This window comes from Rhizobium sp. C104, assembly GCF_022354505.1.
In the GTDB taxonomy this organism is placed as follows: Bacteria; Pseudomonadota; Alphaproteobacteria; order Rhizobiales; family Rhizobiaceae; genus Rhizobium; species Rhizobium redzepovicii.
On the sequence record NZ_CP092352.1, the window covers coordinates 565,871 to 590,984 of the forward strand.

Sequence of the window (25,114 nt, forward strand, 5' to 3'; positions counted from 1 at the left end):
CTGCAGGCCGCGCATTCAAGCGCGGCCTGCTACACCCCTCGACGAAATTTCTGGAGATTGGAAATGGATCCGTTGCGATTGGCGGAGGAGTGGTTTCTTTCTGGCCGACAGGTTGCTGTCGCGACAGTCTTGAAGACATGGGGATCTGCACCGAGACCAGTCGGCAGCTGTTTGGTTATCGATCAGGACGGCAACTTTGAGGGGTCAGTCTCGGGCGGCTGTGTTGAGGGCGAGGTCATCACTCAAGCGATGTCGGTGATTGAGACCGGCCGTCCCACTCTTCTTGATTTCGGCGTGGCAGACGAAACTGCGTGGCGGGTCGGCCTTTCATGCGGGGGCAGAATCGAAGTCTACGTGGAGAGGGTCGACTGATGCAATTCTCCGAACTTGCAAAGACAAACAAGCTCAGGGCCAGTCGAACGCCGATTGTCGAGATTGTCGACCTAAGATCGGGCAACCAAACTCTTCATCTGGATCGAATTCCAGAGAACGATCCCCTGCGCTTTGAGATCGAGATCGCCTTGAATGACGGGGTCTCTCGCCGGGTCTCGGTGGGAACGGAAAACTACTTTCTCAGAGTTCACGCGCCCAAAAGGCGCATCGTAGTCGTCGGGGCCGTCCACATAACCCAGCACCTCGCCCCAATGGCATCTGCAACAGGCTCGGAAGTTCTAGTCATCGACCCTCGTGAAGCGTTTGCTTCCGCCGCAAGATTTCCCGGTGCGACGATATACTCGCTTTGGCCGGAGGAGGCGTTCGCTGCCATTCAACTCGATAGATCGACTGCAGTCATTGCGGTCACCCACGATCCGAAAATCGATGACCCGGCGATTGTTGCTGCGCTCTCGCACGGCTGCTTTTATGTCGGTGCTCTCGGAAGCAGAAAGACACACGCTGCTCGTCTTGATCGATTCCAAAGTTATGGATTCTCGCGTGAGCAACTGCTGTCTATCCGAGCGCCCATTGGCTTGGACATCGGTGCTCGCTCGCCAGCGGAGATCGCTGTCTCGATCCTCGCCGAAGTCATCGCTTTTCAGGCGGGCAGGGTAGGTAGGGAGCTGATTTGATGTTCGGCATGATCGAAACCAAAACAGCTCTCGGAGCTATCCTGGCACACAAGGTCAGTGCGGAAGGCAGAACTTTTAAAAAGGGACACAAGCTTACCCGGGAAAATCTAAGTTTCCTGGTCTCTTCGGGAATCTCACTGGTCACGGCACACCGTATCGAACCCGATGAGGTTGACGAGGAGAGTGCGGCAGATCTTGTTAGTAGGGCGATTGGTGCAGAATACATGAGCATTGCCCCGGCCGTGGGTGGTCGGATGAACTTCTATAGCCAGGAAAATGGACTTTTCGTCGCCGACAAAAAGTTGGTCGACATCTTTAACAGCATTGACCACGCCATCACGTTGGCTTCCTTGGCAGATCGCATCTCCGTAACGGCCGGAGAAATGATCGCCACCGTGAAGATCATCCCGCTCGCAGTTCCACGGTTAGCTGTCGAAGCTGCGGCAGCGGTCGCCAAGACAGGATGCATGATCAAGGTCATGCCGTTCCGTCGCCACACGGCCAGCTTGGTCGCCACCCAGTTGCCCAGCCTATCCGAAAAAACGATGAGCAAGACAGCTCGCATCCTTGGTGGTCGACTCATGGAGAGGAACAGCCTCCTTCTGTCCGAAACACGGGTGGCTCATTCCGCGGAGGCAGTTGCCGCTGCGTTGAGAGTAGAGATCGAGACGCGCCCGCCCAGTGACCACATGATTGTCGTCTTTGGGGCTTCCGCCGTTGTCGACAAAAACGACGTAATTCCAGAAGCCATACGTTTGGCAGGTGGTGTGGTCGAACGCGTTGGCATGCCTGTGGACCCAGGCAATCTCCTGGTTCTCGGCAGAGTCGGCGATATTCCTGTGATCGGTGCGCCTGGTTGCGCTCGCAGCTCGTCGGAAAACGGACTGGATTGGGTCCTGGACAGGTTGATCGCGGGCGATCACCTCGATGGCTTGGATATCAGTCGACTGGGGGTAGGAGGTTTGCTTAAGGAAATTTCGGCACGCCCGCAACTACGTGAAGAGCCAGCTCGGGGCGCTCATTTTCTGGATGAAGAGGCGGTAAGCGCTTAAATTGCGCGACACGACGGGATTCGCCAATTCGCTCGCGGGCCAGGAGAGTACCAGACCGAATGGCTTTCTATCAAACTCGTCCGTTATGAAGTCACTCGATCCTCTCGCCGGTGTTTCCGTATTTCTGAAGGTTGCCGAAACACTCAATTTCTCGCGGGCCGCCGAGCAGCTTGGCATGTCAAAGGCGACGGTCAGTGTGCAGCTGCAGGAGCTGGAGAAGCGATTGGGTGTACGCCTCTTCCAGAGGAACACCAGGAGCGTGGCTCTCACTGAAGCGGGTGACACCTATCGGCAGTCCCTTGGTGACCTGCTTGGACAGGTAAATAAGGCTGAAATCAATGCAAAGGCTCTGCACGACGGGACGTCAGGGCAAATCCGGCTCTCTGTCTCACCTGATCTCGGGCAAAGGTATCTATCGGGCGCCGTTGCCGAATTTTCTCAGCTTTATCCTGACATCGACATTTTTATGGACTTCTCGCTCGAGCCTGTCGATCTGGTTGAACGCGGGATGGATTTGGCCGTTCGGAGTACAATCGCCAATGAGCAGAGCTTAATCGTACGTCGGCTCGCGTCGACGAGCTTGGTGGTCTGCGCTTCTCCCGGCTATCTCAAAGATCGACCTGACATTGTCGTGCCGACCGATCTTCTAGATCATCGCCTTCTCCATTTTTCCCCTTTGCGTTGGGGCAGGGAATGGCACTTTCAAAAATCTGAACAGCACGAGAAAGTTTCGATCCCGCCTCGGATCGAAGCGAACGATAGCATTGGACTGAAAGAAGCAGCGATACGGGGCGCAGGTATAACCCTACTGCCTCGTTATTTGGTAGCTGACGAGCTTCGTGACGGTCAACTGGTCCAGATATTGGACGATTGGGTGACCGCCAAACTAGAGATCAACGCTGTTTTTCCTGCCAATCGGCATATCAATGCAAAAGTAAAGGCACTTGTTGCGCACCTTTCAAAGGCTCTTCGGCACGCGTTGGAGCCTTCGTGACGACCATCAATGGCTATTTCATCAGGCCGATAGTCGATAAAAGTGCCTTGGCCACCAAGTCCAGCATCAGGCGAGCTTCCTTAACGGCCCCCTCTTCGTGTATTTTTTCTACCGCCGCCACAGACATGGGCGGCTCCTTGCCTAGCTGAGAAGAAACGCGCTGCAAAGTAGGCATGGTTTTTTCAAATGTTTCCATTAAGAGCGCTTTGATGGCGTCTTCAGGCAAGGGGGATGTCTGGCCGCTGAGGGAAATGATGCGCGATTCCCACGAGGGGCGTTCGTGAGCGTGAACGACGCGATGGCGCTCACGAAGCCTCCGCTCAAAGGTCTTTTTGAAGGCCTTTTCAAACGTCTTTGTCTGATCCGAAATTGTGATGCCGCAGTCTCTCCCGACATGGCTTAGAAATTTTAGGAACTCGCAAGTCCGATCTTGGACAATGTAAAGCTCACCCGACCGAAGGCTCTGGCTGTGGATCTGCCAGGCCATTAAAAGCTCCCTCGGAGCGGATTTAAGGACTTTCCGATATTGAACAACGTACGGATACGCCAGAATTCGGTCGAGAATCTGGGAGAGTTCATCAAGAAGGACGACCCAGTATCTCTCGAGGCTATCAAAGTTGAGAGCGTTTTTGGGCGAGACCCGCTTTAGCAGGAGTTTCTTTGTCTCGTCGGACGGCATGAGCCCAGAAGCTGAGGCTCCCTCACAGGCCGCCTGTATAACGTCCGTCATCAGCTGCGCCAGCTTCGCCGTACTCTCGGCCGTCAAAGGTGGCAGATCTTCGCTGCCGCCCGCGTTACTTGTATTACCCCTTGTCGGGTCTCCACTCTCTGTCATCGTGCCCTGTTTGCTTGTAGCGACGGCCCTAACAGTAGGACGAGAATCGCTGCGTCATTACGGCCTCTTCCTGCCGGATGCGGATCGTAAGTGGTATCAGATAAAGTGGAAGACCGATAACGGGCGTCCAGAAGGCGTTGAGCGCAAGCCCGAACCCGATTAGCTCTGGGAGGATGTTCAAGAAGTAGTTCGGATGCCGAACGAATGAAAACAGGCCGCTCTTCACCAAACGATGTGTACCGCTGAGGATGATCTTGATCGTCCAAAGATCGCCGAGTGACCGTATGACAGACACCAACACCAACGCGGCTGCGATGTAGATGGCCACCCCAACAATCGACAATGTTGAGTTTTGGTTGCCCGAGCGCAATGATGCCTCGAAGATCGCAGAGAGGTAATACAGCACATGGAAGACAGCCAGCATGATGCTGTTCAACGCGCCGTATTCAATTGCTCCGTGAGCTTTTAAGGCTCGTTCGTGACGGGCGGAGATGAATACTGTCGCGATCCTCCAGCAGAAGGCGACAACGATGAATGCTATGAGTGGAAGCGACATTTCGGTCCTTTAGAGACGCAAGTTCGATTACAGAAAACGCAGGCCAAACCGCTCTGCAATTGTTTCGGGCGCTTCACCGGAGTCTGAAGCGATTTCGACGAAGAATTGCTCAAACCCTCCAGGTGTCAATATGACCATAAGCCTAGCCTCGTCGTCGCCGACATTCTCTATCCGATGGGGAATTCCGCGGGTGTTGATTTCCACTGAGAGCTGACCCGGCGCAGCCAGATATTTCCATTGAGAATTGACCCATGTTTCAACCGTCCCTCGCATGCTTTCAGCGGGGGCTCTGGAGTGATCGACATGGCATTACTGAGCGTAATCCGACGCTGGCATTTTCGAGAGCATCTATCGATCCGGGAGATTTGCCGCAGGACCGGCCTGTCCCGGAATACCATCCGCAAATACCTGCGTGCCGGCGGCGTGGAGCCGAAGTTCAACGTTCCGGAGCGACCGAGCAAGCTTGACCAGTTTGCGGATCGATTGTCAGCTTGGTTGAAGACGGAATCCAAGAAGGGCCGCAAACAGAAGCGGACGATGAAACAATTACATGCTGACCTGGTCAGCCTCGGCTACGAGGGCTCCTACAATCGCGTGGCGGCATTTGCTCGGGAATGGCGTGATGATCGGCAGAGGGAATTGCAGACGACAGGCCGCGGCACGTTTGTGCCCTTGGCGTTCGAGCCTGGTGAAGCCTTCCAGTTCGACTGGTCGGAAGACTGGGCGATCATCGGCAATGAGCGCACCAAGCTGCAGGTGGCGCATACGAAGCTGAGCTACTCCAGGGCTTTCATCGTCCGAGCCTATCTCCTGCAGACGCATGAGATGCTGTTCGATGCCCATAATCACGCGTTCCGCGTCTTCGGCGGCATTCCTGGCCGCGGCATCTACGACAATATGAAGACTGCAATCGACAAGGTCGGCCGTGGCAAGGAGCGCGACGTCAACGTCCGCTTCATGGCAATGGCCAGCCACTACGTGTTCGAGCCCGAGTTCTGCAATCCGGCCTCCGGCTGGGAGAAAGGACAGGTCGAGAAGAACGTTCAGGATGCGCGTCATCGCTTCTTCCAACCGGTCCCGCGCTTTCCATCACTGGAAGCCCTGAATGACTGGCTTGAGCAGCGTTGCAAGGAGTTCTGGGCACAGACCCCGCATGGTCAGATGCGTGGCACCATCGCCGACATATGGGCAGAGGAAACACCAGCTTTGATGCCCGTTTCCAGGCCGTTCGACGGGTTTGTCGAATATACGAAGCGGGTCACGCCAACCTGCCTCGTGCATCTGGAGCGCAACCGCTACAGCGTTCCGGCATCCTTTGCCAATCGACCGGTGAGCCTTCGAGTCTACCCGGATCGTGTCGTCGTCGCGGCAGAAGGTCAGATCGTTTGCGAGCACCGTCGCGTCATCGATCGTTCCCATGATCGACCGGGGCAGACCATCTATGACTGGCGGCATTATCTGGCGGTGGTGCAGCGAAAGCCCGGCGCTCTTCGCAACGGCGCACCGTTCGCCGAGCTTCCAGACGCATTCCGGACCTTGCAACAATATCTGCTCAAGAAGCCAGGTGGCGACCGCGAGATGGTCGATATCCTGGCACTTGTTCTCCAGCACGACGAACAGGCAGTGCTCTCGGCCGTCGACATGGCGCTGAAGTCCGGCGTTCCGACCAAGACGCATGTGTTGAACCTGCTGCATCGCCTGGTCGACGGCAAATCCTTCACGCCGCCGACCCTCGACGCACCTCAGGCACTGACGCTCACCAATGAGCCCAAGGCCAATGTCGAACGATACGATACCTTGAGAAAGACGGAGGTTCGCCATGCGTCATAATCCGGCAAGCGGCGCGATCGTCATCATGCTACGGCAACTGAAGATGCACGGCATGGCCCACGCCGTCGGTGATCTGACCGAGCAGGGATCGCCGGCGTTTGAGGCTGCCATTCCGATCCTGTCCCAGCTTCTCAAGGCGGAGACTGCGGAACGAGAGGTCCGATCGACCGCATATCAGCTCAAAACCGCACGCTTCCCGGCTTACCGTGATCTGAACGGCTTCGACTTCGCCAGCAGCGAGATCAACGAGGCGCTCGTGCAACAGCTTCATCGCTGCGACTTCCTCGACGACGCCAACAACATCGTTCTGGTCGGCGGTCCCGGCACGGGCAAGACACACATTGCCACCGCGATCGGTGTCCAGGCCATCGAACATCACCATAAACGGGTCCGGTTCTTCTCAACGGTCGAACTGGTCAACGCTCTCGAGCAAGAGAAGGCGCAGGGTCGGTCTGGGCAGATCGCTAATCGACTCGTCCATTCCGATCTCGTCATTCTCGACGAGCTGGGATACCTGCCGTTCAGCGCCTCAGGCGGTGCATTGCTCTTCCATCTGCTGAGCAAACTCTACGAGCGCACCAGCGTCATCATCACCACCAACCTGAGCTTCAGTGAATGGGCCAGCGTGTTCGGCGACGCCAAGATGACGACCGCGCTGCTCGACCGGCTTACCCACCACTGCCACATCCTGGAAACCGGAAACGACAGCTTCCGCTTCAAGAACAGCTCGGCGCATGAGCCCAAAACAACGAAGGAGAAACGAAGGAACTTGACCACCACGACCAACACAAACGATACCTAAAGGCGGGTCACTTCTCGGTGGAAACGCCGGGTCAGCTCTCAGTGGAAATCAACATTCCGCGGGGCAGAAATGCGATCCCATCCGATACAAGCCTCTGATGTTTGTCACCGCACCAGAAGCCCACGGTGCCGCTCAAAACACGAAAGGTCTCGTCTTCCCGTTCATGAAGGTGGAGAGGCGTACCGTCGCCGGGATGGAGTATGACTTCCATGATCGACATCGCGGCTCCGCTAGCTTCGCCTAACATCCTTATAATGTTGGTGCCAAAAGCTTCGACCCGCACTCCATCGAGCGGATTTGAAAAGATAGCGGCGCTTTTTTCAGACATCGATTGCTCCATGATTTTTGCGGACCATAAGAGGTCGGCACGACGTCGATAAGGACGCTTTCCTAAACAGCATGTTTACGGGAAGCCTCGGCTTTCGCCTTGAACTCGTTGAGAAATAGTTCTTTCTCGCTGAGAGGAGAACACGAGAGAACCGTATGAACATCCAGCCAAGGAAAATTCAGGCAAACACCTCGAGGATAATCCGGGCGATCGAGGCCGAAGCATGGATGGACATGCTGAATGCCGCACCGCCGTCGGTTCGGAAGCAGTTGGGGATCGAGACTTTCCGGAGCGACAATGCGTGCTTTCTAGCCTGCCGTGAGCTTCCTGCCGTCCCCTTCAATCGCGGATTTGCCATTGGTCCGCAGTGGTCGGCTAACGAAAGGGAGATGGCAGAAGGGTTGCGATGGCTGGATCGCAACGCATCGAAAACGTGGGTAATCCAAGTTGACGAGGATGGCTTCAACGCTTCCAGTGCCGCTCTGTCCCGAATGGGGATCATACAGAAGGACAGTGGTTGGATAAAATTCTTCTCCAAAACGGTCCCTCACATTGTGCCGAACGAACCCAGGATCGAAATAGCCGACGGCGGCCGCAAGGCGACCGACTTCGCAAACGTGATCAACGCGGGGTATGGCTTTCCAACGGCGACCTTCGAGTGGTTCAAGGCGCTTGCTAACCGGGACAGGTGGACCTGCTATGTCGCATACGTTGATGAAGAGCCTTGCGCAGCAGGAGCGGCTTTCGTCGGATCTGCTGGAGCATGGTTTGGCATTGATGCAACTCTTGTCACCGCGAGAGGCAAAGGCCTCCAGTCGGCAGTGATAGTGCGGCGGTTACGCGATGTCGGGGACAAGGGAGCCGTCATCGCAATGGCCGAGACTGGCCGACCTGCGACCGTCGACAGTCCGTTGGGCACGAGCTTCAGGAATTATCAACGGGCGGGCTTTGAGGTTCAGCATTACTCGGCGAACTTCGCGCGAGATCCGAACGTCCCGCGCAGTGCAACGCCAGTTTTGATGATGTAGTGAAGAAGCGCTCCCTGATGGTACGATTTTTCCTCGACCGATAAATTACTGGGCGGGCTGACGCATTGGCTTCAGGGCCACCGCCCACTTGTGCAGTTCTCCCAAGAGCGTGGTCGTTCCAGAGATGACTGCTTCGTTAGGGGTGAAAATGCCTTCGTCGTTGATGAACTGGGTGTAGAAAGGGACCGGAACCGGCTGGTTGATTGCCACCACGTTCACGTTTCCTAGCAACTGACGAAGTTCCTGGGAGCCGCGTAGGCCGCCGGAAACGCCGCCATAGCTGACGATTGCTGCTGGCTTGTAGGTCCACTCGTGGAAGAGGTACTGGATTGCATTCACGAGGGCTGCCGAAACGAAGTAGTCATACTCCGGCGCAACAAACAAAAACGCGTCAGCTGAGGCTACGCTTTCGCTCCACCGCTTAGTATGTTCGTGCTCATACTTGCGCATTGCCGGATGGGCTGGTTCATCCAGAAGCGGCAGGGCGAAATCTGCAAGATCCACCAGCTCGACGTCGAACTGGCCGTGTTCCTTGGCGAATTGTTCGACCCATTTTGCCACCGTCGGACCGTTGCGGCCCGGGCGAGTGCTGCCGATTATAACGTTCAACTTAAGTGCCATCTGGCTACCTTTCTGGCGTCAAGGGACCTTAAGGGTCCGGTTCGGATCTTCTGAAGAGTGGTCTCGCTAAAGAGGAATCCTGTAGAAACCAAGGGCTTCTTCCAGCTCCGCCTGTTCGTAGCTGAAATGCGAGCGAATTACCTTGTAGAGGACGTCAAACGTCGTTTTGGTCACGGAGAAGGTGTCGGGGCCGGGTTGCGCCAAAATCAGCGCAACATTGGCCGAGAGCTCGTCCAGGATCTGGCCAATTATCCGATGCTCGTCCCCAAGGCGTTCGACAACTCGCTTCATTCCCTCGTCTCCATTCGCATGGAGAACCGGAAAGAATTCTTCGTCCTCTGCTCGGTGGTGAAAATCCAGGAACTGGCATTCGCGGCCGCACAGATTGCCGAAAGCTCTGTAGTTCTTCAAAAGCTCGAGTGAATCGATGTGCTCGGCCAATTCTCCAGCAGCGATTTCACCGGCTCCGACCATGTCCATCATCGCCCTGGTCTCATCGAGAGCAACAATGTGCATTTCGTGAATCATCGCCAGCTTCCGGCCTGTGATTCGATGTGCGAGCGTCGCGCCGGGAACTGGTGGGGCCTTTGGCCGTGTTTTGTCGTCGAGAAGATCGAACACTTTCATGAAATTCATTGCCGTTCATTTCGTCATTGAACCAGATGGTGCCGTTCCCCCGCAACCAAAATTCGGAGGGTCGGTATCCAAATGATCCCAATGTATCGCCGGGAAACTAGAACCATATTTAGCCCGTCTTGATTCAGGGGGCGCTATGACGGCGCGGAGCAAGAAGTGGTTGCAGGCGCCTTGGCACCTGCATTAATGGTAATAGCGGTCATTTTCTTACTCCCATGGTGCTTTCGTCCAGCGAGGGCGGGACGGTGTTGACGGCTTCATCAGCGGCGCCAGCAAGCGCCTCGCTCATTTTGAGGATGACGGCTTTTGCATGCAATTCGTGCCGCTCGGCGACGAAAGACGGCTCGTTGTACGAAAGCCAATGGCCGTCGGGGGTGCTCCAAGCCAATGCCTTCAATGGCAGATCGATGCCCGCCAGCTGGTTGAGCTGGAGCAATTCGGTACCGATTTTCGGATTGCCAAATATCGTCAGCAAAGTCGGGCCCAACTGCAATCCCGCGGCTTCCGCGTCGGCAGCGAAGTCTATTCGAGCAAAAACCTTCATCCCTCGTGCGACAATCGCCCGCTCGAATGCCGCCATCGTATCGGCTGGGCGAGTATGGGCCTTCAGAACAGTTAACCCGGGCGCCATGTGAGCTTCTCCTGGGAAGAGCCAGCGAGTGCGGCGTTTCCTGCAGGCTCAGAGGTGGAGCCGAAGGCCATCCTATTGATGCCGATCGCCACGGCCATCCCCATCACCTGGGCTGCGACGAAAGCGATGGCAGTAATGGGTGCCAAGGCAACAGGCCCTGAAGCGAAGGCGGCGGCTAGCGTCACCGCTGGGTTGGCATAAGAGGTGGATGGAGTGGCGAGTATCGCGGCGACCAACCAAGAGCCGACGGCGAAGGGGCCGGTGTCCCATCTGCTGCTGCGAGCGCATCCCAAGACGATTGTCATCAGTCCAGCAGAGGCTACTAACTCGCTGAGGAGCATCCCGAAGGAGGGAAATTCAGGAGAGACCGTCCGAAACGGGCTTCCAAACATCTGTCCAGCTACCAATGCCCCGACAAAGCCGCCAATAATTTGAGCGATGACGTAGCCTATGGTGCAGTCGCCCTTGCGCTCACCGCCAAGCCACTGAGCGAATGATATCAGGGGATTGTAATGGCCGCCCGATACCTTCCCCAGGGCAACGATCAAGCCAACCAGGGATCCAGCGATCGCAATCGCAATTGTGAGCGATGCTGCCAACGGCTGAGCTTTCGCGAACGTCGAGACCGCGAGGCCAGACCCGACCATGGCAATCGCAAGAAGCCCGGTTCCCACGCTCTCCACAAAGGCCCGTCTAAAAAGAGACAGGGCGGGGTCGCGCTCGAAAAAGCACCGGATGTCTGTGGAGGGAGCGGTCTCGGCCATTTCAGGATGCCGATTGCTGACTTGAGAGCCAACGCCCTTCGACCTCTTCCATTTTGACTGCGAGTTCCCCGGGCGTCAGAATGCCCTTCTGGAAGAGGATGTTGGCAAATGCCGCGATCCATCGTTCATAGTAGGAGAGCTTGCCGACCATTTCGGAGCCGAGTGCCTCAACACCGCGGCGCTTTTCCTCGGTATTGACTATCTTGTGAAAGTCGAGGACGTCAGCCAGGGCGTGGCAACGCTTCTCCCAGGGAAGAAGCTCGTGCTCAATTCGCTCGATTTTTCCGGCCGCCTCGCCGCCGATATCGTTCGGTAGTTTTTTGACAAGTAGCTCTGAGCCCATCACGCGGCCTCCTTTTCGTAGCTTACAGGGATCACGCCAATCATAGCGTCGCGTGTGACGAGGTCGGCAAGTTCTTCCTCGGTCAGAGCTTCTGTCCCTGCTGGGCGCAAGGGTGTCAATCGGCTTGGTAACGGGACCCCTTATCGGCTCCCAAAAGTGACCCCTGCCTCTGGTTGCATAGGGTCAGCGCGCGTAGGCCCGGAGCTTTTCATTTAGCGCAGGGGCCTGCGGGCGCGGGTTGGTTGTCTTTTCGGCTTTAGCTTTGAGAGCGGTTTTTGAAGCGCCAGGATTCATTTCCGGTTTCCAGGATCTCGCAATGGTGGGTGAGCCTGTCGAGAAGAGCGGCGGTCATCTTGGCGTCGCCGAACACAGCGGGCCATTCTCCGAAGGCTAGGTTGGTCGTGACGATGACCGACGTCCGCTCGTAAAGCCTGCTGATCAAATGGAAGAGAAGCTGGCCGCCGGCCTGAGCGAACGGGAGATAGCCGAGTTCGTCCATGATGACGAAGTCGAGCCTGGTGATGAAGTCGGCAAGCCGCCCCTGTTTGCCATTGCGTGCTTCTGTCTCAAGCCGATTGACGAGATCGACAACATTGAAGAACCGGCCCCGCGCTCCGTTGCGGATAAGAGCACGGGCAAGCGCGATGGACAGATGGGACTTCCCTGTGCCGGTCCCGCCGACCAGAACAACATTGTGTTGCTCGGCGAGGAACGCCCCGGTCGCGAGCTGGCGCACTAACCCTTCATTGACCGGTGTATCGGTGAAGTCAAAGTCGTTGATATCCTTGGCCAGCGGCAATTTGGCGATGGCGATCTGGTATTTGATCGACCGGGCCTGCTTCTCAGCAATCTCTGACTGCAACAAGTCACCGACAATACGGGGCGGTTCATGCTGGCGTTTGATGCCGGAAGCCATTGTCTCGTCGTATGCGCTGCGCATGCCAAACAGCTTCAGCGTGCCCATCATGTCGAGGATTTGGGATCGTTCCATATCAGCTTGCCCTCCTGAGGCTGTCGTAACGTGCGCAATCGGCCAGAGGCTCATGGGTCAGGCGAAGCGCATCGGGAATGGAAAGGATGGCGGCCGGTTGCGGATCACGCTTACGGGCCAGAATGTTGATGATGACGGCGGATGAGAACACGCCCTGATCGAGCGCCTCCTGGCAGGCTGCTTCAACGGTGGGAAGCCCGGCCTCACCGACACATTCCAGGATCGCCACCATCTGCCGGTCGCCGTCATGCATGGCCTTCAACCGGCGGCGCACCTTCTCCATGGCGGCGGGCAAAACCCAGTCATGGAACGGGGCGCCGTTGCGTAGGGCTCCCGGCTTGCGGGTCAGGACCGGAACGTAATGCCATGGATTATAGATCGTCTCGCCGCGGCCGAAGCAGCGGTCGTGCTGACCGATCTCGATGCCATCTTGCCGGATGACGATGCGGTCGGCATAGGCATGTACCTCTGCCGGGCGACCGACCGCGGTGGACAGCACCGAGTATTTGTTGTTGTCGAAACGCACGAGGCAGGTCTTGCCGATCGAGGCCTGGACGGCGTGGAAGCCATCGAACTTGCCGGGATAACTGATCATATGCGGCCGCTCCGCATCGAACACCTCCCAGATCGTGTGCTCCGTCTGATCGACATGCTTATGGGCGCGGGCATAGCTGATGCACTTGTCCAGCAGCCAGCCGTTCAGCTCATCGTAGGATTTGAAGCGCAGACGTGGGGTGAAGAAGCGCTCTCTCACCAGATTGACCTGGTTCTCGACCTGGCCCTTCTCCCAGCCGGACGCCGGCGTGCAGGCCACCGGCTCGACAAGGAAATGGCTGCACATCTGCAGGAAACGACGGTTATATTGCCGTTCCTTGCCAACGAAGACCGTCTCCACCGCCGTCTTCATATTATCATAGATGCCGCGCGTGCAGGCTCCGCCGAAGAACGCGAACGCCTTGTCATGGGCGTCGAAGACCATCTCCTGCGTCTCTCGCGGATAGGCCCTCACAAACATCATTCGGCTGTGGCAAAGCCGGACATGAGCCACCTTCACCGTTGTCGTCACGCCGTTCAGTACGACAATCTCGTGGCTCCAGTCGAACTGGTAGGCTTCGCCGGGCGCGTAATAAAGCGGGACATAGGCTTCCGCCGTCACGGCCCCGCGCTCTTTCGACCATGTCCTCGCATAACGCCGAACGGTGTCGTAACCGCCTTCATAGCCGAGGTCGCGTAAATCCTCGTATATCCGGATCAGCGTCAGGCGCTCGCGGGAAGCCTTGGCCTCATTGGCAAGCAATATCCGATCGAGTTGTTCGCGCCATGGTCCGAGCTTCGGCTGAGGTTGACGGGCTCGCTCGTATTTGAACTCCGTCTCATCGGTGCGCAAAACCTTCCGCACCACTTTCCGCGATATGCCCAACTCCCGGCAGATCGCCTTGATCGACTTGCCTTGCACATGGGCCAGCCGTCGTATCTTCAGAATTGTTTCCACAATAAGCATCCAAACAAAAAGCCTCCGATGAAACCGGAGGCTGTTGTAACCCCATCGCAGATGGGGGTCCCGTTTGGACGCCGATCACCCCAAATGCGGGGTCCTTATTCCATGCCTAATCACACGCAAGGGCAGGACCAGGTAGCGGATGACAGCCGTCGAGTCGCTGACGCGGATCTCAACGTCGTCCGGGATGTGAGTGCCGAACTCCTCCAGCACCGCTCTCGGTTCATGGACGGCGCGAGCTCGGTACGGCTTCAGTTTGTACCAGTCTGGTGGCAGACCAAGGACGGGCCGGGGATAGCAGGAGCACAAGGTGCAGACGATCAGATTGTGGACGTCCGCCGTGTTCTCAAGCACGATCAGTTGGGTATCGTCATAGAATGTGATGCCCAGTTCTTCGCAGGCGGTGCGTCCGTTTTCCAGGAGCCGTTCCTTGTAAGCGGGATCCAGCCAAGCCCTGGCGACGACCTTGGCGCCGAGTGCGGGAGTTCGAGAGTTCGAGGACTTCGATCTGCCTTCTGATCTCGTCGGCACCGAAAAGCTTGCGTTCAACCAGCAGTTCTCTGACTGCGGTTTCCATTATCTCGTAGTATCCAGGATGCTCGTCGGCCGTGATAGCCTCGTGAGGGTGATCATGATCATGATCATGATCGTGGCCGTGGTCGGTCATCTCAAATCCTTTCCAGCCAATTTTCGAAAATCTCAATTCTCAAGCCGTCGTTGGGCGAGCCCACGTAGTCGGACCAAATCTCCGTCATCGGGATGGCGATGCGGTAGTAGTGCCCTTTGGAACCGGCGTTGCGTCCATAGGCCTCTTCTTCGTTATCGACGGCCATCGTAGGGATGACTGCCTCTACGTTTCCGAGTTTCCCGCGCAGGTAAGTTGGCATGCGGTAGTGCCCAACAGGCGAGCGGGTAGCGATCGTTACGCGATCGCCTGGCGCGAAAGCGGGTACCTCGCCTAGCGCTGGCACAACTCCGCCGATATGCGTTGCAGCAGTCTGCATAAGGATTCTCCTTGAGAGCAATTGGCTTAAAATGACTGAGCGCGAGCCACATTCTTGTAAGATGCTGTCGCCGCGGAATTCGGATCACAAAGTGGGTGAAGAACGTCGGCAACTCAAACTTGCACGCTCCATTTATACCGACCTGTAACCGTCCATAATCCAGCTTGAGACCAGTCGTGCATAGTCCGCCGAGGCATCTTCCCAAACGAAATGACCTGCCTCGACGATCTCGGCCCGGCTGTGGGGAAGAAGTTCTGCCAGGAAGTCCCCATTTGACGGGGGAACAAGCGGGTCGTCTTTGCCGGAAATAACCAAAACTGGCGTCTGAATGTCGGGAAGGAGCTTTTCGAGCCGGGGCAAGTCGGTGGAATAGGCCCGAACGAACTCTGCAGCTTCGTTCCAGCGTTGGCCCTCAGAAGACCGTCGGTAGTCCGCGAGGATTTCCGTTGGGATTGTAACTCTCGCTGAGCCTGAAACGAATTTCACGACCTGTTCGCCGCCGTCGGAGCCGACATAAGCGGCTTTTTTCGATGCCACCACCTGTGCCAACGACTCGCCCAGCAGGGGCATGCTGGCGCCTCCGCTGCCTGCAACGATGCTCTCGAAAAGGTCTGGCCGCTTGGATGCGGCGAACAGCGTGGCCAAGGTACCCACGTCGGGTGCGATAACGTGCGCCCGCTCGATTCCGAAAGCAGCCATGAGGTTTATCACGAAGTTACCCATCGCCTCCGGCGACATCAAATCTTCTCGGGCGTTAGATTGACCGAATCCTGGGAGATCTACCGCGACGACGGGTCCGAGTTTGCAGAGGTCCGACCAAACGAGATTGAAAGCAAAGATGCTCTCCGGCCATGGAGCCGTCAGAAGCAACGGGACGCCGTTTTCCTTTCCCGCCTTCACGTATCGTACCGACACGCCATCGACGGACAGGTGGTCGATCTTCTCTTTGATAAAGATGCCGTCAGCCATGTGAATACTCCTCATTTTCGGCACCTTGGCCGCGATTGAATTCGCCCAAAACTCGCAAATGAGCCCGCTCCGGTCTTTGACGATCCGGCTTTTGTGTGGACGACGGATGCTTGTCTCGGCGCTGATGGCTATGAACGCTGTGAGGCGGCTAGAGGCCGAATTTTACAAGACCGCGTTGAGATTTTTCCGCTTCATGGGGTCATCGAAGAAACGAGGTGCACCATGAATTCGGTCGACAGATTCGACATTTTGATCTTTGGCGGTGGCAAAGCTGGCAAGACGCTGGCCATGGACCAAGCAAAGGCGGGCAAGAAGGTAGCGGTCGTTGAGGTGGGTCTCATTGGAGGCTCGTGCATCAACATTGCTTGCATTCCAAGCAAGACACTTATCCGTAGCGCCGAAGTCGCGCATTCCATGAAGGGGATTTCCGAGTTCGGGATCACCGCCGACAACGTCCGCAGCAGTCTCGATCTTGTTCGCGATCGCACCGCGCGTGTCGTGGCAGAGATGGTTGCCACTAACCAAGCCGGTTTCGACGCAAGTGGGTTCGACCTCGTATTGGGCTGGGGTAAGTTCATCGCCCCGAAAACCATTCAGGTTAAGACCGCGTCTGGAACGAGAACTGTTTCGGGCGAGCAAGTTTTCATCAATTTGGGAACGACAGCAGACGTACCAGACCTTCCGGGTCTCGCGGACGCATCTCCGATCACCCACGTTGAAGCTCTGCAGCTTGGCGACCTTCCAACGAAGTTGATCGTAATCGGCGGTGGCTACATTGGAATGGAGCTGGGCCAGGCCTTCCGTCGCCTGGGTTCAGAAGTCACGATACTTGAGCGGGGACCTCGGCTTGCTCCGCGGGAAGACACAGACGTCAGCGAAGGCATTCTGAAGATCCTCAATGGCGAGGGGATAGAGGTGGCGCTCAGCGCCTACGACCTCTCCGTTAGCGGGCGCTCAGGCGAGAGTGTCACTGTCCGTAGCGCGGATGGTCGAGTATTCGCGGGATCGCACATCCTCGTCGCCTCGGGCCGACGTCCCCGAACAGCGGGCATCGGGCTCGAACTGGCGGGTATCGAAGTCGACGACCGAGGTTTCATCAAGGTTGACGACCATCTTCGGACGACCGCCGATGGCGTCTGGGCGATGGGTGAGGTTGCCGGAACTCCTATGTTCACCCATGCGTCCCTCGATGACTACCGCGTGGTCAAGAGCACGATGACGGGTGGCAACCGAACCACAAAGGGTCGAATGATCCCGTACTGCGTCTTTATCGATCCGGAATTTGCTCGGATCGGGATGAACGAAGCGGAAGCGCTCAAGGAAGGCATTGAGTACCGCGTCGCGAGGCTTCCGATGGATGTCGTGCCGCGAGCAAGGACCCTCTCACAACGCAAGGGGTTCATGAAAGCGCTCGTTGCGGTCGATTCCGACAAGATCCTTGGTTTCAGCATGCTCGGCGTGAACGCAGGCGAAGTAATGAGCGTCGTTCAAATGGCGATGCTTGGTGGTCTGCCCTTCACAACGCTTCGCGACGGGATATTCGCCCATCCAACCATCACCGAGGGGCTGAATATGCTGTTTGCGAATGTACCGGCATCAGCTCGTTGTTCGCAAAGCCGCGTGACATCGATTAATAGGACCGAGATCAATGACTTTGGAAAACGCTACAAACACCGAGACGAAGTACGCGGACTTGGACGGGCGACGCATTGCCTACCGTTTGATCGGGCAGGGAACGCCACTCGTTCTTGCGGTCCGTTTCAGGGGTACACTTGATGCCTGGGACCCCCTGTTTCTCGACGAGTTGGCCAAGGACTTCACTGTTATCACCTTCGACTATACCGGCTTGGGTGCATCCACTGGAGAACCAACCTACGACCGAGCCTCCCTGGCGAAGGACGCCAAGGACCTGATCGATTTCCTTGGATACAAGAAGGTTGTGATGGGCGGCTGGTCGCTCGGAGGTGTCGTAGCTCAAGTCTTCAGCCTGACGTATCCGGAACTGGTCTCCCATCTGGTTTTGATTGGAACTGCCCCTCCAGGCCATTCCAAGATCAGCGGAGACCCACTCTTCATGAAGACCGCCATGAAGCCTGTAAACGACCTTGCCGACGAAGCAATTTTGTTTTTCGAGCCTGAATCTCCTCGGAGCAAAGAGGCTGCGCGACTGTCTCACGAACGAATAGCTGCTCGAAAAAATGACCGCTCGCCCATAATTCAGGAGGCAACGTTCATGAAGCTTCTGAGTGAAGCAAAGGACCGTACCACCATTTTCCCGGACCCGAACGGGCAGCAGATGGAGGATATGGCCGCTGGACGCCATCCGATCATCGTCGTCAGTGGCGACCACGACATCGCTTGTCCGGTAGACAATTGGTTCGAGGTATCGACCTTTTGGCAGTCGCTTCACATCGTAACGGTACCGCAGGCCGGTCATGCACCCCAACATCAGGTGCCTGAATACGCTGCAGAAGTGATCGCGTCCTTCGTCCAGCGAATCCGGTAATCGACGCTTTCTGTTCTTATCACCCCTTCTAACCACCCATGGAGGCTTAAAATGCCGTTCCGAGCTATCCGTTTAGCTCACCCTGGCTTTGCCATTGCTAGGAAGTTCCTGGCCTGTACGGATCTGCTGCTCGCTCAGCCGCCGTGCCGACATAGAGCGGGCGCGGATTGACGATGGCAGTATCGTTCGGCGACACCCCTGCGGCCCGCGAGGCCGGAGCAATGGCGATGTCGTGGTCTTGAAGTCTTGAGGATCAAAGATGACGGTAGCCAATGTCGATCGTTACGGCTACGAAGAACACCCTAGCGCAAACCGCGACAGGTTCGTGGCCGACAAGTCTCCGTGGAAGCAACGGGAAATTCCCGCTGACTTCGTTGAAGAAGGCGGAGTAGCAACTACCGAACGGCGATCGACTGTTACCATCAGCTTTCACTGGTCTCGGATGTGAACCCGGCGTGGGCCGTGAATCCTGGCGGAGAAAAAATGAGATATTATTTCACCTATGACGCCTCAAGCGTGATGCGCCGAGTAATCATCATCGCGCCAGGCGATTCAGATGACGTACTGGTTTACTGCCCGCCAATCGACGGGCAAGATCCGTGGGTCGAGGAGATGGATGACCTTGAGGCTGCGGAGAGATTGGCTTCTACGCTGGTTCAAAAGACCGGCCAGTCGGTCGTACTTATGACCAGGGACAGCGTTGATTGGTGGAAAAGCGGACTGACTCCCGTAAATCAACGATAGCAGTGCAGGGGCAGAAAAACCAACCATCGCAGAATCAATTGGCCTTCATCAATGCGACGTCCACCAATATCGGCGGTCAAGTAACCATCAACGTGAACCATATCGTGGCTGTTGTGGTAAGCGGCGGCAGCACGGTTATCCAAACGTCGGTTCCTATCGGAGACCGCGGCCCCTACGGTATATACGTCAGTGAGAGCTATGCTGATATCGTCGGGAGGATTGCTACTGCTGAGGCGCATGGTCCCGGCCGGTGATCGTGGCTCTTCCGCCCCGCGCAAATCACCAATGCAGATAATCGATAGCCGCCTCGTTCTAGCGGACGCAAGTGCTGTCACGCGCCGTCGTGCCTACCCCCGGGTTTTCATAAACCTAGTACGAGCCATCTCATCGCGCCCATCCTTTAGATAATCTGCAAGCGTGGTCCGCTCGCGATGTGGCTTGGCAAGCGCCAATCGCATATGCCGTTTGCAGGGGTGCCAAGCACCTCGTAATCAATCCGCTTTCAGATCAACCCAAGCCTAGACGCCATTGCCACAGCTTGTGTGCGCGTTACTGCATCGAGCTTTTCCATGGCGGCTCTGAGATAGCCATCGATTGTGTGATTGGACAGCGCAAGTATTTGCCCGATTTCGCGGCTCGTTTTACCCGCGCTGGCCCATCGGAGGCATTCTTTCTCGCGAGGTGTCAAAACTTCAGTTGCCCGCGGACGCGAACTATATGAGTTTACCGCTCCCAAAAGTGCCATCATAAGCATCGCCACCTCTTCGTGGCGTTCGACCTTTCGCCGACCAGACATTAGACAAACGTAACGTCGCTGTTCTGAATCTGAGAGTGCAACCGCAAACGTGAACGAGAATCCCTCGTTGATGAAAATCCCGTCTGGAGGTCTGTGACCCGGGTGAGGGGCTCGGGCCAGAAGTAGTGGCATCGTCCGCACTGGAAGGACGGTCCGCTCAAGCCTCCTGATAAGCGGACTTTCAGTCAATAGGTTTCGAAATTTGTAGGCGTCCAGCAGATCGGTGGGCCAGTTGGTCGCCAGAACGTTGTCGGCAAACAGTGGGCGCCCTGGCGCCGGGAAAGTCCCGAACAGAAAGTAACGAAAGTTATAGCCCTTCAACATCGAGCGGAAACGCGATTGCAAGGAGTTAACCCGGGCAATCTCGCTGACGATGCGAGCTGGATCAGAGTTCTTGGTCTTACTTTGTTCCGAACGAGCAGGCATCTGGCTAGCCGTCGACGACCTCAGTCTCAGGTCTGTCGGTGCCAAGGGAATATTCGCGATGCCATTTGCCGTCGGTCGTCTCAAAAGCGATTTCGGTGTCGCGGCCTGCTATCTGCTGTCGCCGCGCGGCAATCCTTGCAGCCGTCAAGGCATCGTCATGTGTATTGAAGGGCTCTGACCAAACGTCATCAAGACGGTACGCAAAACCACCGTCATGGGGGCCAATGTGATAGGTGATATGCATTCGAAATTCTCTCTAAGTCGCTGGAATTCATCGCCGATTAATTAAGAAGGTTCCGGTAGCGGGCGGGAACCTGGGTGTGGTGCGCAACCTGCCTTTCCGAGGATTGCATAGAGCGCGATTGAGAACACTGCTGATTTGATGACCAGCAGTGGCAACCCTGTCGAATAGCTATGCTGTTGATCGTGTCGCATATGCTAATCCTGATCGAGTGTGATCCGATAATGCGCCGCGGATGCTTATACGATCTTGTAAGTTTCGGCTGTGACAGATGGCTGGAGACTATGCGAATTTACGTGCTTCGGAGACGTCCAAGGACAAAGCTTCACCCTCGAAAAAGGAAAGTATCTCCGCTAGCCTCTCGCGCTCTGCCTGACCATGAGGTTCCGCCGCGTGTTTTGCGAGACTGGTCGCAGATCTAAGTGCCCAAAACTTTGCGCCTTGTTCCGTTGCAAGATCGTATCCACGACGTATTAGGTCCCGGCCATCTTGAGCATTTTCACGAAGAAGTCGCTCTCCCTTCAATCGGTACAATTCCGCACGGCACCACCCTGCATTCTTTGAAAGCGCACGATCCAACGTGTCGTCATCGGCGAGGTGACCGCCTGCCATAAGGCAATTTTCGAACCGAGCACCCTTCGCATTCCTAAGGCTTTGATTGAACTCGTCCGAGTTGCCCAACTGGACGGCTTTAGCGACATGATGGAACGTCGTGGCCCATTCTTGCCACCGAAGGAGGGAGTTCTTCGTTGCTTTTTCGGCTAGATGGCTGAGAAGCCGAACTCCAAGATCATGGTCTCCCATGCCAAACGCAGTTGGACATGCGGAAACTGAAAGGAAGAGGCAGTACGAGATGGCGTGATCTAATGCGCTAGCTTCGTCAAATGTCGAGGCAAGCAAGGTCCTCGCCTCTGAAAGCTTTCCCTGAACCCACAGAGTTCTGACGACCGTCGATAAAGCACTGATGCGCTGATCATAACTCGCTCCGTTGTTGAGAAGTCCCGCGGACACCTCCCCTTGCGAGTTCGAGTGCAGTTTGCGCGTGTTTCAACCCGGCGTCAAAGTTTCCGATGTAATGGAAGTTGTGAGCAAGGAGGCGGCTCGCTGCATTCGGCAGTACGTTCCCAAAGAGGTCGTTGAAACGGTGTGCCAGTGATATCGCCTCGACGTAGTCACCATTCATAGTGTGGATTGCCGTCATTCCTCCGACCGCGCGGAGTGTGTTCATGTGGTCACGCAAATTCTCGGCAATGGATTTGGCTTTCGAAAACTCTTCGATTGCTTCCTGGTCACGTTCTGAGCTCTTGATGTGGTATAAGGTGCCGCCATGAGAGACCCGTAGGTTCATCTCGGTAAGTGCGTCGACCCCGTCTAGCTGATCGAAGTAGGCGAGGGCGCGTTCAAGGTGCGTGAGCTGCTCAGCCATCAGGCCGAGCTGGGTCCAAATGATGTTGGAACTGGCCACAAGATCAATTCCGGCTCGCGTCTCGCCGCCTTCGGAAAATGCCCACTCTAGTGCGCTTCGGAGCTCGTGAACCAAGCCTCCGTGTTCGTTGAGCCAACTACCCGTATCGAGAACGGTCCAATCGCGCTCAGCTTCAGCAAGCCGAGCGCGGCAAAGCTTGGCGTGAGCCAATTTGCAGAATTGATCAAAACCGGAGTTGGCGAGTTTGGTCGCCGCATATTCCCTTGTGGTGACCAAGAGCCGATAGTTGCCGCCTGCGGCGGAGACGTTGAGCAAAGACTTTAGAAACAACCCGTCAAAGGCATCGTAGAATTCTTCGTCGGAGACATCCTCCGCAGCAACCCACCTTGCGTGGTCCGCAGTGAATGGACCAGCAAAAACAGAAAGCCGATCTAACAGGTCCTTTTGGGTGGGCTCCAGCGTGTTGTAGCTCCAGTCCAAAGCGGCTCTTAGCGTTTGTTGACGGGGCGGTGCGGTACGACGACCTCGCCGTAACAGAGCCAGCGGGTCCGCGACCGAGCGATGAAGACTTTCGAGATCCATATCGAACGCTCGCGCAGCTGCGAGTTCGATAGCCAAGGGTATTCCATCGAGCCTGCGGACGATATCGGCCGCCAAAGTCATTGCTTCGGGGCGTGCAAAGTCACTTTCATCGGCCACGAGGCCTGCGAGAGAAATGAAAAGTTCTAATCCAGCATATTCTGATGGGTTTACGGCCGATGAACCCTCAGGGGGAACCTCCAAAGGTGGAAGTTGCCGCACGCGCTCAAGAGACGCCCGCAATGGCTCCCGGCTTGTCGCCAAAATAGTGGTCAATGGCGAAGCCTTTAAAATTTCCTCGGCGGCGCGAGCGGCTTCGTCAACAACATGCTCGCAGTTATCAAAAACCAAGAGGGTGGCGCTCTTTTGCAACTCGCCGATAATCGCTGGGAGAACATTCGATCCGTAGACACTTAGTCCCAACTGGCTCGCCAGCGATGGCAGCAATGTCTCGCCAGTGGAATGGGCGGCGAGATCCAAGAACAGCACACGATACTGCTCGCTTAGCACTCTGGCTACCGCTATCGCGACCGATGTTTTGCCTATGCCGCCTGCACCAGCAATCGTAAGGAGCCTCGTTGTCTTAAAAAACTCAGCGGTCGTTCGTATAAAATCTTCCCTACCAAGGAGCTTGGTAGCCGTTCTCGGCAATGTCGACTTATCGATCGGATTCGCTGGACGGTTTGTCGTCGCGGAAGGACTTACTCTGACAGCCGGTAGAAACTGGTATCCTCGGCTAGGCACATTTTCGATAAATTTCCGAGCTTCATCCCCGAGTGACTTCCGAAGCGAGACGAGATGGACTCTCAGCGCTCCTTCTTCCACGATTGTGGTTGGCCAAACCGTCCGAATAAGCTCTTCTTTACTGACGACCTGTCCGGCCCGCGTGGCAAGTGCGGCGAGAATATCGAAGGCTCGACTCCCAAGGCGGAGTGCTTTCCCATCCGCAGACAGCCTCCGATTTTCGATATCTAGCTCGAAGCTATCGAAATATAAGACTGACATGCCGCCCCCAAGATTCAGCTTGGCTTTTTTCAGTTTCAGGTTCTGCACCGCCGCGTCTGCCCTTACAGGTCTTGGGCCGGTCTTTCAAGAAGTTCTAATTCACAGGTTTGAAGCGAGTTTTCCCTCTTCAGCCTGGTAGAATACTGACTCATTTCTCGCCAGGTCACCAGAGGTCGATGTGGTGGAATCATAAACCGGCCCCGCTATAAATATGCGCCAACAAATCGATGCCTGAAATCGACTTGGAGCCATGCCACGAGCAATAACGGGGTACGCATGCGAAACGGATGACAAAACCGACGGGCCCGTGGGGTAGGGTTTCCGAAGCACCGTTCGAGATCACGTTCTTTCGCAGACGTGTGGCGCGTTAGAAAGCCATCAGATAACGGACCGCGGGTGACGAACGCGAAGCCTCTCGGCCGGGATATGTGGTAGAAATGCTCAATCCTCGACCACCTACTTGCGATGCCATAATGCAGGCCCAACCCGGCCGGAACCCCCGTATTTATTCAATTTCTGCGCGGCCTCATCGAGCAGCTTCACGAAACTGCCGGGGTCGATACCATCGGCTCTGTTCAGCAGCGCTATTAATGGATCTGACCTCATCTCAGTAATTGTAAGTGTTTCGGGCATCGTAGCCTCCTTTCTTTGACGCGTTGGAGGCTAACCAAGTGGGTGGAGAATTCTTGTCAAAATCGAGTGCGGCGCATGTCTTCGCTCGCTCCTGCCGGATCGTCCAATAATTGGAGAGACCAACCCTTTAGGACGATGAAACACCACCTTTCGAGGTGGTGGCGGATCGGCTCGCGCAATTGTGTGACAAGAGAAGGTACCAGCATGCGTGTCCTAGTTCTGTTTGCGCATCCCGCACAACGGAAATCGAGTATTAATCTCGCAATGGCCGATGTGGCCCGTAGAGTCGACGATTTGACGTTCGTTGATCTCTATGAGGAATATCCTCGTTTTCAGATTAATATTGATCGCGAGCAGAAACGCTTGCTGGACCACGATGTCATTGTCTTCCAATTCCCGATCTACTGGTATTCGACGCCCTCGCTTCTGAAAGAGTGGCAGGATCTCGTGTTGGAATACGGGTTCGCCTATGGTCCACAGGGGAAGCTACTGGCTGACAAATTCGCGCTCATAAGCGTCACCACAGGCGGTCGTGAGACCGACTACTCGGCAACTGGAGGCAATAATTACCCACTGCGCCAGTTCCTGCTGCCTTTGCAGCAAACCGCGACGCTCTGCGGAATGAAGTTCCTGCCTCCATTTGTCCTTCACGCCGCCAATCACATCGGCACGCCGGAGGCGCAGCGACATGTGGCATCATACGGCGCCCTCTTAAGCTTGATAACAACCAACCAGCTTGATCTGGATGAGGCGATGACCCGCGACACGATATTCCCGGCTGATTTGCCGATCATGGCGGAGCATTAGGC

The 25,114-nt window shown here is 56.1% G+C and carries 29 protein-coding genes and 2 pseudogenes; 12 read left to right on the forward strand and 19 right to left on the reverse strand.

What is annotated here, in order from left to right; all coding sequences use genetic code 11:
• Positions 1 to 63 precede the first annotated feature (63 nt).
• The 4 genes from MF410_RS30790 (at position 64) to MF410_RS30805 (ending at position 3,113) form a co-directional block, all read left to right on the forward strand.
• Positions 64 to 372, forward strand: coding sequence for an XdhC family protein (locus tag MF410_RS30790; protein ID WP_125849331.1), 309 nt, complete (start codon positions 64 to 66; stop codon positions 370 to 372).
• Entirely contained in the window at positions 372 to 1,067 is a 696-nt protein-coding gene (locus MF410_RS30795; protein ID WP_125849329.1) for an XdhC family protein, read from the forward strand. The genes MF410_RS30790 and MF410_RS30795 overlap by 1 nt, the downstream gene beginning before the upstream one ends.
• Positions 1,067 to 2,119 carry a molybdopterin-binding protein gene (locus tag MF410_RS30800; protein ID WP_125849327.1) on the forward strand — a complete coding sequence of 351 codons (1,053 nt, stop codon included), beginning with the start codon at positions 1,067 to 1,069 and terminating at the stop codon, positions 2,117 to 2,119. The genes MF410_RS30795 and MF410_RS30800 overlap by 1 nt, the downstream gene beginning before the upstream one ends.
• Before the next feature lie 85 nt (positions 2,120 to 2,204).
• Positions 2,205 to 3,113: a LysR family transcriptional regulator gene (locus MF410_RS30805; RefSeq protein WP_125849325.1), complete on the forward strand. Its 909-nt coding sequence runs from the start codon at positions 2,205 to 2,207 to the stop codon at positions 3,111 to 3,113.
• Positions 3,114 to 3,126: 13 nt separating this feature from the next.
• Here the strand turns inward: MF410_RS30805 and MF410_RS30810 are convergent, their stop codons facing one another.
• From MF410_RS30810 to MF410_RS30820, 3 genes are all read right to left on the reverse strand, one after another.
• Entirely contained in the window at positions 3,127 to 3,843 is a 717-nt protein-coding gene (locus tag MF410_RS30810; RefSeq protein WP_125849323.1) for a hypothetical protein, read from the reverse strand.
• A gap of 133 nt (positions 3,844 to 3,976) precedes the next feature.
• Entirely contained in the window at positions 3,977 to 4,504 is a 528-nt protein-coding gene (locus MF410_RS30815) for an isoprenylcysteine carboxylmethyltransferase family protein (RefSeq protein WP_125849321.1), read from the reverse strand.
• Between the two features lie 27 nt (positions 4,505 to 4,531).
• Positions 4,532 to 4,708, reverse strand: a complete 177-nt coding sequence (locus MF410_RS30820; protein WP_239620806.1) for a hypothetical protein — start codon at positions 4,706 to 4,708, stop codon at positions 4,532 to 4,534.
• Between the two features lie 99 nt (positions 4,709 to 4,807).
• On the opposite strand from MF410_RS30820, the gene istA (MF410_RS30825) reads away from it, so the two are divergent.
• A complete protein-coding gene (gene istA, locus MF410_RS30825; RefSeq protein WP_130713392.1) occupies positions 4,808 to 6,334 on the forward strand; it encodes an IS21 family transposase in 1,527 nt (508 codons plus the stop codon).
• On the forward strand, positions 6,324 to 7,136 hold the full coding sequence (gene istB, locus MF410_RS30830) for an IS21-like element helper ATPase IstB (RefSeq protein WP_130660431.1): 813 nt from the start codon (positions 6,324 to 6,326) through the stop codon (positions 7,134 to 7,136). Before istA (MF410_RS30825) ends, istB (MF410_RS30830) begins: the two co-directional genes overlap by 11 nt.
• Before the next feature lie 31 nt (positions 7,137 to 7,167).
• Here the strand turns inward: istB (MF410_RS30830) and MF410_RS30835 are convergent, their stop codons facing one another.
• Positions 7,168 to 7,464, reverse strand: a complete 297-nt coding sequence (locus MF410_RS30835; RefSeq protein WP_239620807.1) for a cupin domain-containing protein — start codon at positions 7,462 to 7,464, stop codon at positions 7,168 to 7,170.
• Between the two features lie 155 nt (positions 7,465 to 7,619).
• On the opposite strand from MF410_RS30835, the gene MF410_RS30840 reads away from it, so the two are divergent.
• Positions 7,620 to 8,492 carry a hypothetical protein gene (locus tag MF410_RS30840; RefSeq protein ID WP_125849317.1) on the forward strand — a complete coding sequence of 291 codons (873 nt, stop codon included), beginning with the start codon at positions 7,620 to 7,622 and terminating at the stop codon, positions 8,490 to 8,492.
• A gap of 45 nt (positions 8,493 to 8,537) precedes the next feature.
• Here MF410_RS30840 and MF410_RS30845 read toward each other — a convergent pair whose 3' ends face one another.
• The 11 genes and pseudogenes from MF410_RS30845 to MF410_RS30895 form a co-directional block, all read right to left on the reverse strand.
• The gene (locus tag MF410_RS30845; protein WP_125849315.1) at positions 8,538 to 9,113 is read right to left on the reverse strand and encodes an NAD(P)H-dependent oxidoreductase; all 576 of its coding nucleotides are present in this window, start codon (positions 9,111 to 9,113) and stop codon (positions 8,538 to 8,540) included.
• Between the two features lie 66 nt (positions 9,114 to 9,179).
• Positions 9,180 to 9,749 carry a hemerythrin domain-containing protein gene (locus MF410_RS30850; protein ID WP_239620808.1) on the reverse strand — a complete coding sequence of 190 codons (570 nt, stop codon included), beginning with the start codon at positions 9,747 to 9,749 and terminating at the stop codon, positions 9,180 to 9,182.
• A gap of 199 nt (positions 9,750 to 9,948) precedes the next feature.
• On the reverse strand, positions 9,949 to 10,380 hold the full coding sequence (locus MF410_RS30855) for a DUF302 domain-containing protein (RefSeq protein ID WP_239620809.1): 432 nt from the start codon (positions 10,378 to 10,380) through the stop codon (positions 9,949 to 9,951).
• Positions 10,365 to 11,144, reverse strand: coding sequence for an aquaporin (locus tag MF410_RS30860; RefSeq protein WP_239620811.1), 780 nt, complete (start codon positions 11,142 to 11,144; stop codon positions 10,365 to 10,367). Before MF410_RS30860 ends, MF410_RS30855 begins: the two co-directional genes overlap by 16 nt.
• A gap of 1 nt (position 11,145) precedes the next feature.
• Positions 11,146 to 11,487 carry an SH3-like domain-containing protein gene (locus MF410_RS30865; RefSeq protein ID WP_171378187.1) on the reverse strand — a complete coding sequence of 114 codons (342 nt, stop codon included), beginning with the start codon at positions 11,485 to 11,487 and terminating at the stop codon, positions 11,146 to 11,148.
• Positions 11,487 to 11,600, reverse strand: a pseudogene (locus tag MF410_RS30870) (nitrile hydratase subunit alpha); the annotation flags it as partial. The pseudogene MF410_RS30870 and the gene MF410_RS30865, both read right to left, overlap by 1 nt.
• Before the next feature lie 143 nt (positions 11,601 to 11,743).
• Complete coding sequence (istB, locus tag MF410_RS30875) at positions 11,744 to 12,478, reverse strand: IS21-like element helper ATPase IstB (RefSeq protein ID WP_222135253.1); 735 nt, start codon at positions 12,476 to 12,478, stop codon at positions 11,744 to 11,746.
• Between the two features lies 1 nt (position 12,479).
• Positions 12,480 to 13,979, reverse strand: coding sequence for an IS21 family transposase (istA, locus tag MF410_RS30880; RefSeq protein ID WP_222135254.1), 1,500 nt, complete (start codon positions 13,977 to 13,979; stop codon positions 12,480 to 12,482).
• Between the two features lie 114 nt (positions 13,980 to 14,093).
• Positions 14,094 to 14,643, reverse strand: a pseudogene (locus MF410_RS30885) (nitrile hydratase subunit alpha); the annotation flags it as partial.
• A gap of 1 nt (position 14,644) precedes the next feature.
• Positions 14,645 to 14,980 (reverse strand): SH3-like domain-containing protein, encoded by a 336-nt coding sequence (locus MF410_RS30890; protein WP_125849305.1) that lies wholly within the window; start codon positions 14,978 to 14,980, stop codon positions 14,645 to 14,647.
• Between the two features lie 132 nt (positions 14,981 to 15,112).
• Entirely contained in the window at positions 15,113 to 15,949 is an 837-nt protein-coding gene (locus MF410_RS30895) for an alpha/beta hydrolase (RefSeq protein WP_125849303.1), read from the reverse strand.
• 222 nt (positions 15,950 to 16,171) lie between these two features.
• On the opposite strand from MF410_RS30895, the gene MF410_RS30900 reads away from it, so the two are divergent.
• The 4 genes from MF410_RS30900 to MF410_RS30915 all read left to right on the forward strand — a co-directional run bounded on the left by MF410_RS30900 (position 16,172) and on the right by MF410_RS30915 (position 19,453).
• Positions 16,172 to 17,725 (forward strand): FAD-dependent oxidoreductase, encoded by a 1,554-nt coding sequence (locus MF410_RS30900; RefSeq protein ID WP_239620813.1) that lies wholly within the window; start codon positions 16,172 to 16,174, stop codon positions 17,723 to 17,725.
• Complete coding sequence (locus MF410_RS30905; protein WP_275593042.1) at positions 17,643 to 18,455, forward strand: alpha/beta hydrolase; 813 nt, start codon at positions 17,643 to 17,645, stop codon at positions 18,453 to 18,455. The genes MF410_RS30900 and MF410_RS30905 overlap by 83 nt, the downstream gene beginning before the upstream one ends.
• 483 nt (positions 18,456 to 18,938) lie before the next feature.
• Positions 18,939 to 19,199, forward strand: a complete 261-nt coding sequence (locus MF410_RS30910) for a hypothetical protein (protein ID WP_125849295.1) — start codon at positions 18,939 to 18,941, stop codon at positions 19,197 to 19,199.
• Positions 19,200 to 19,237: 38 nt separating this feature from the next.
• Entirely contained in the window at positions 19,238 to 19,453 is a 216-nt protein-coding gene (locus MF410_RS30915) for a hypothetical protein (protein WP_125849293.1), read from the forward strand.
• A gap of 248 nt (positions 19,454 to 19,701) precedes the next feature.
• On the opposite strand, the gene MF410_RS30920 is transcribed toward MF410_RS30915, so the two are convergent.
• From MF410_RS30920 to MF410_RS30935, 4 genes are all read right to left on the reverse strand, one after another.
• Positions 19,702 to 20,421: a LuxR family transcriptional regulator gene (locus tag MF410_RS30920; RefSeq protein WP_239620819.1), complete on the reverse strand. Its 720-nt coding sequence runs from the start codon at positions 20,419 to 20,421 to the stop codon at positions 19,702 to 19,704.
• A gap of 4 nt (positions 20,422 to 20,425) precedes the next feature.
• Positions 20,426 to 20,665, reverse strand: a complete 240-nt coding sequence (locus MF410_RS30925; RefSeq protein ID WP_125849289.1) for a DUF2188 domain-containing protein — start codon at positions 20,663 to 20,665, stop codon at positions 20,426 to 20,428.
• Positions 20,666 to 21,635: 970 nt separating this feature from the next.
• Positions 21,636 to 23,720 carry a winged helix-turn-helix domain-containing protein gene (locus tag MF410_RS30930; protein ID WP_239620821.1) on the reverse strand — a complete coding sequence of 695 codons (2,085 nt, stop codon included), beginning with the start codon at positions 23,718 to 23,720 and terminating at the stop codon, positions 21,636 to 21,638.
• Positions 23,721 to 24,128: 408 nt separating this feature from the next.
• On the reverse strand, positions 24,129 to 24,305 hold the full coding sequence (locus tag MF410_RS30935) for a hypothetical protein (protein ID WP_165405085.1): 177 nt from the start codon (positions 24,303 to 24,305) through the stop codon (positions 24,129 to 24,131).
• 204 nt (positions 24,306 to 24,509) lie between these two features.
• On the opposite strand from MF410_RS30935, the gene MF410_RS30940 reads away from it, so the two are divergent.
• The gene (locus MF410_RS30940; protein ID WP_125849287.1) at positions 24,510 to 25,112 is read left to right on the forward strand and encodes an NAD(P)H-dependent oxidoreductase; all 603 of its coding nucleotides are present in this window, start codon (positions 24,510 to 24,512) and stop codon (positions 25,110 to 25,112) included.
• Positions 25,113 to 25,114 lie beyond the last annotated feature (2 nt).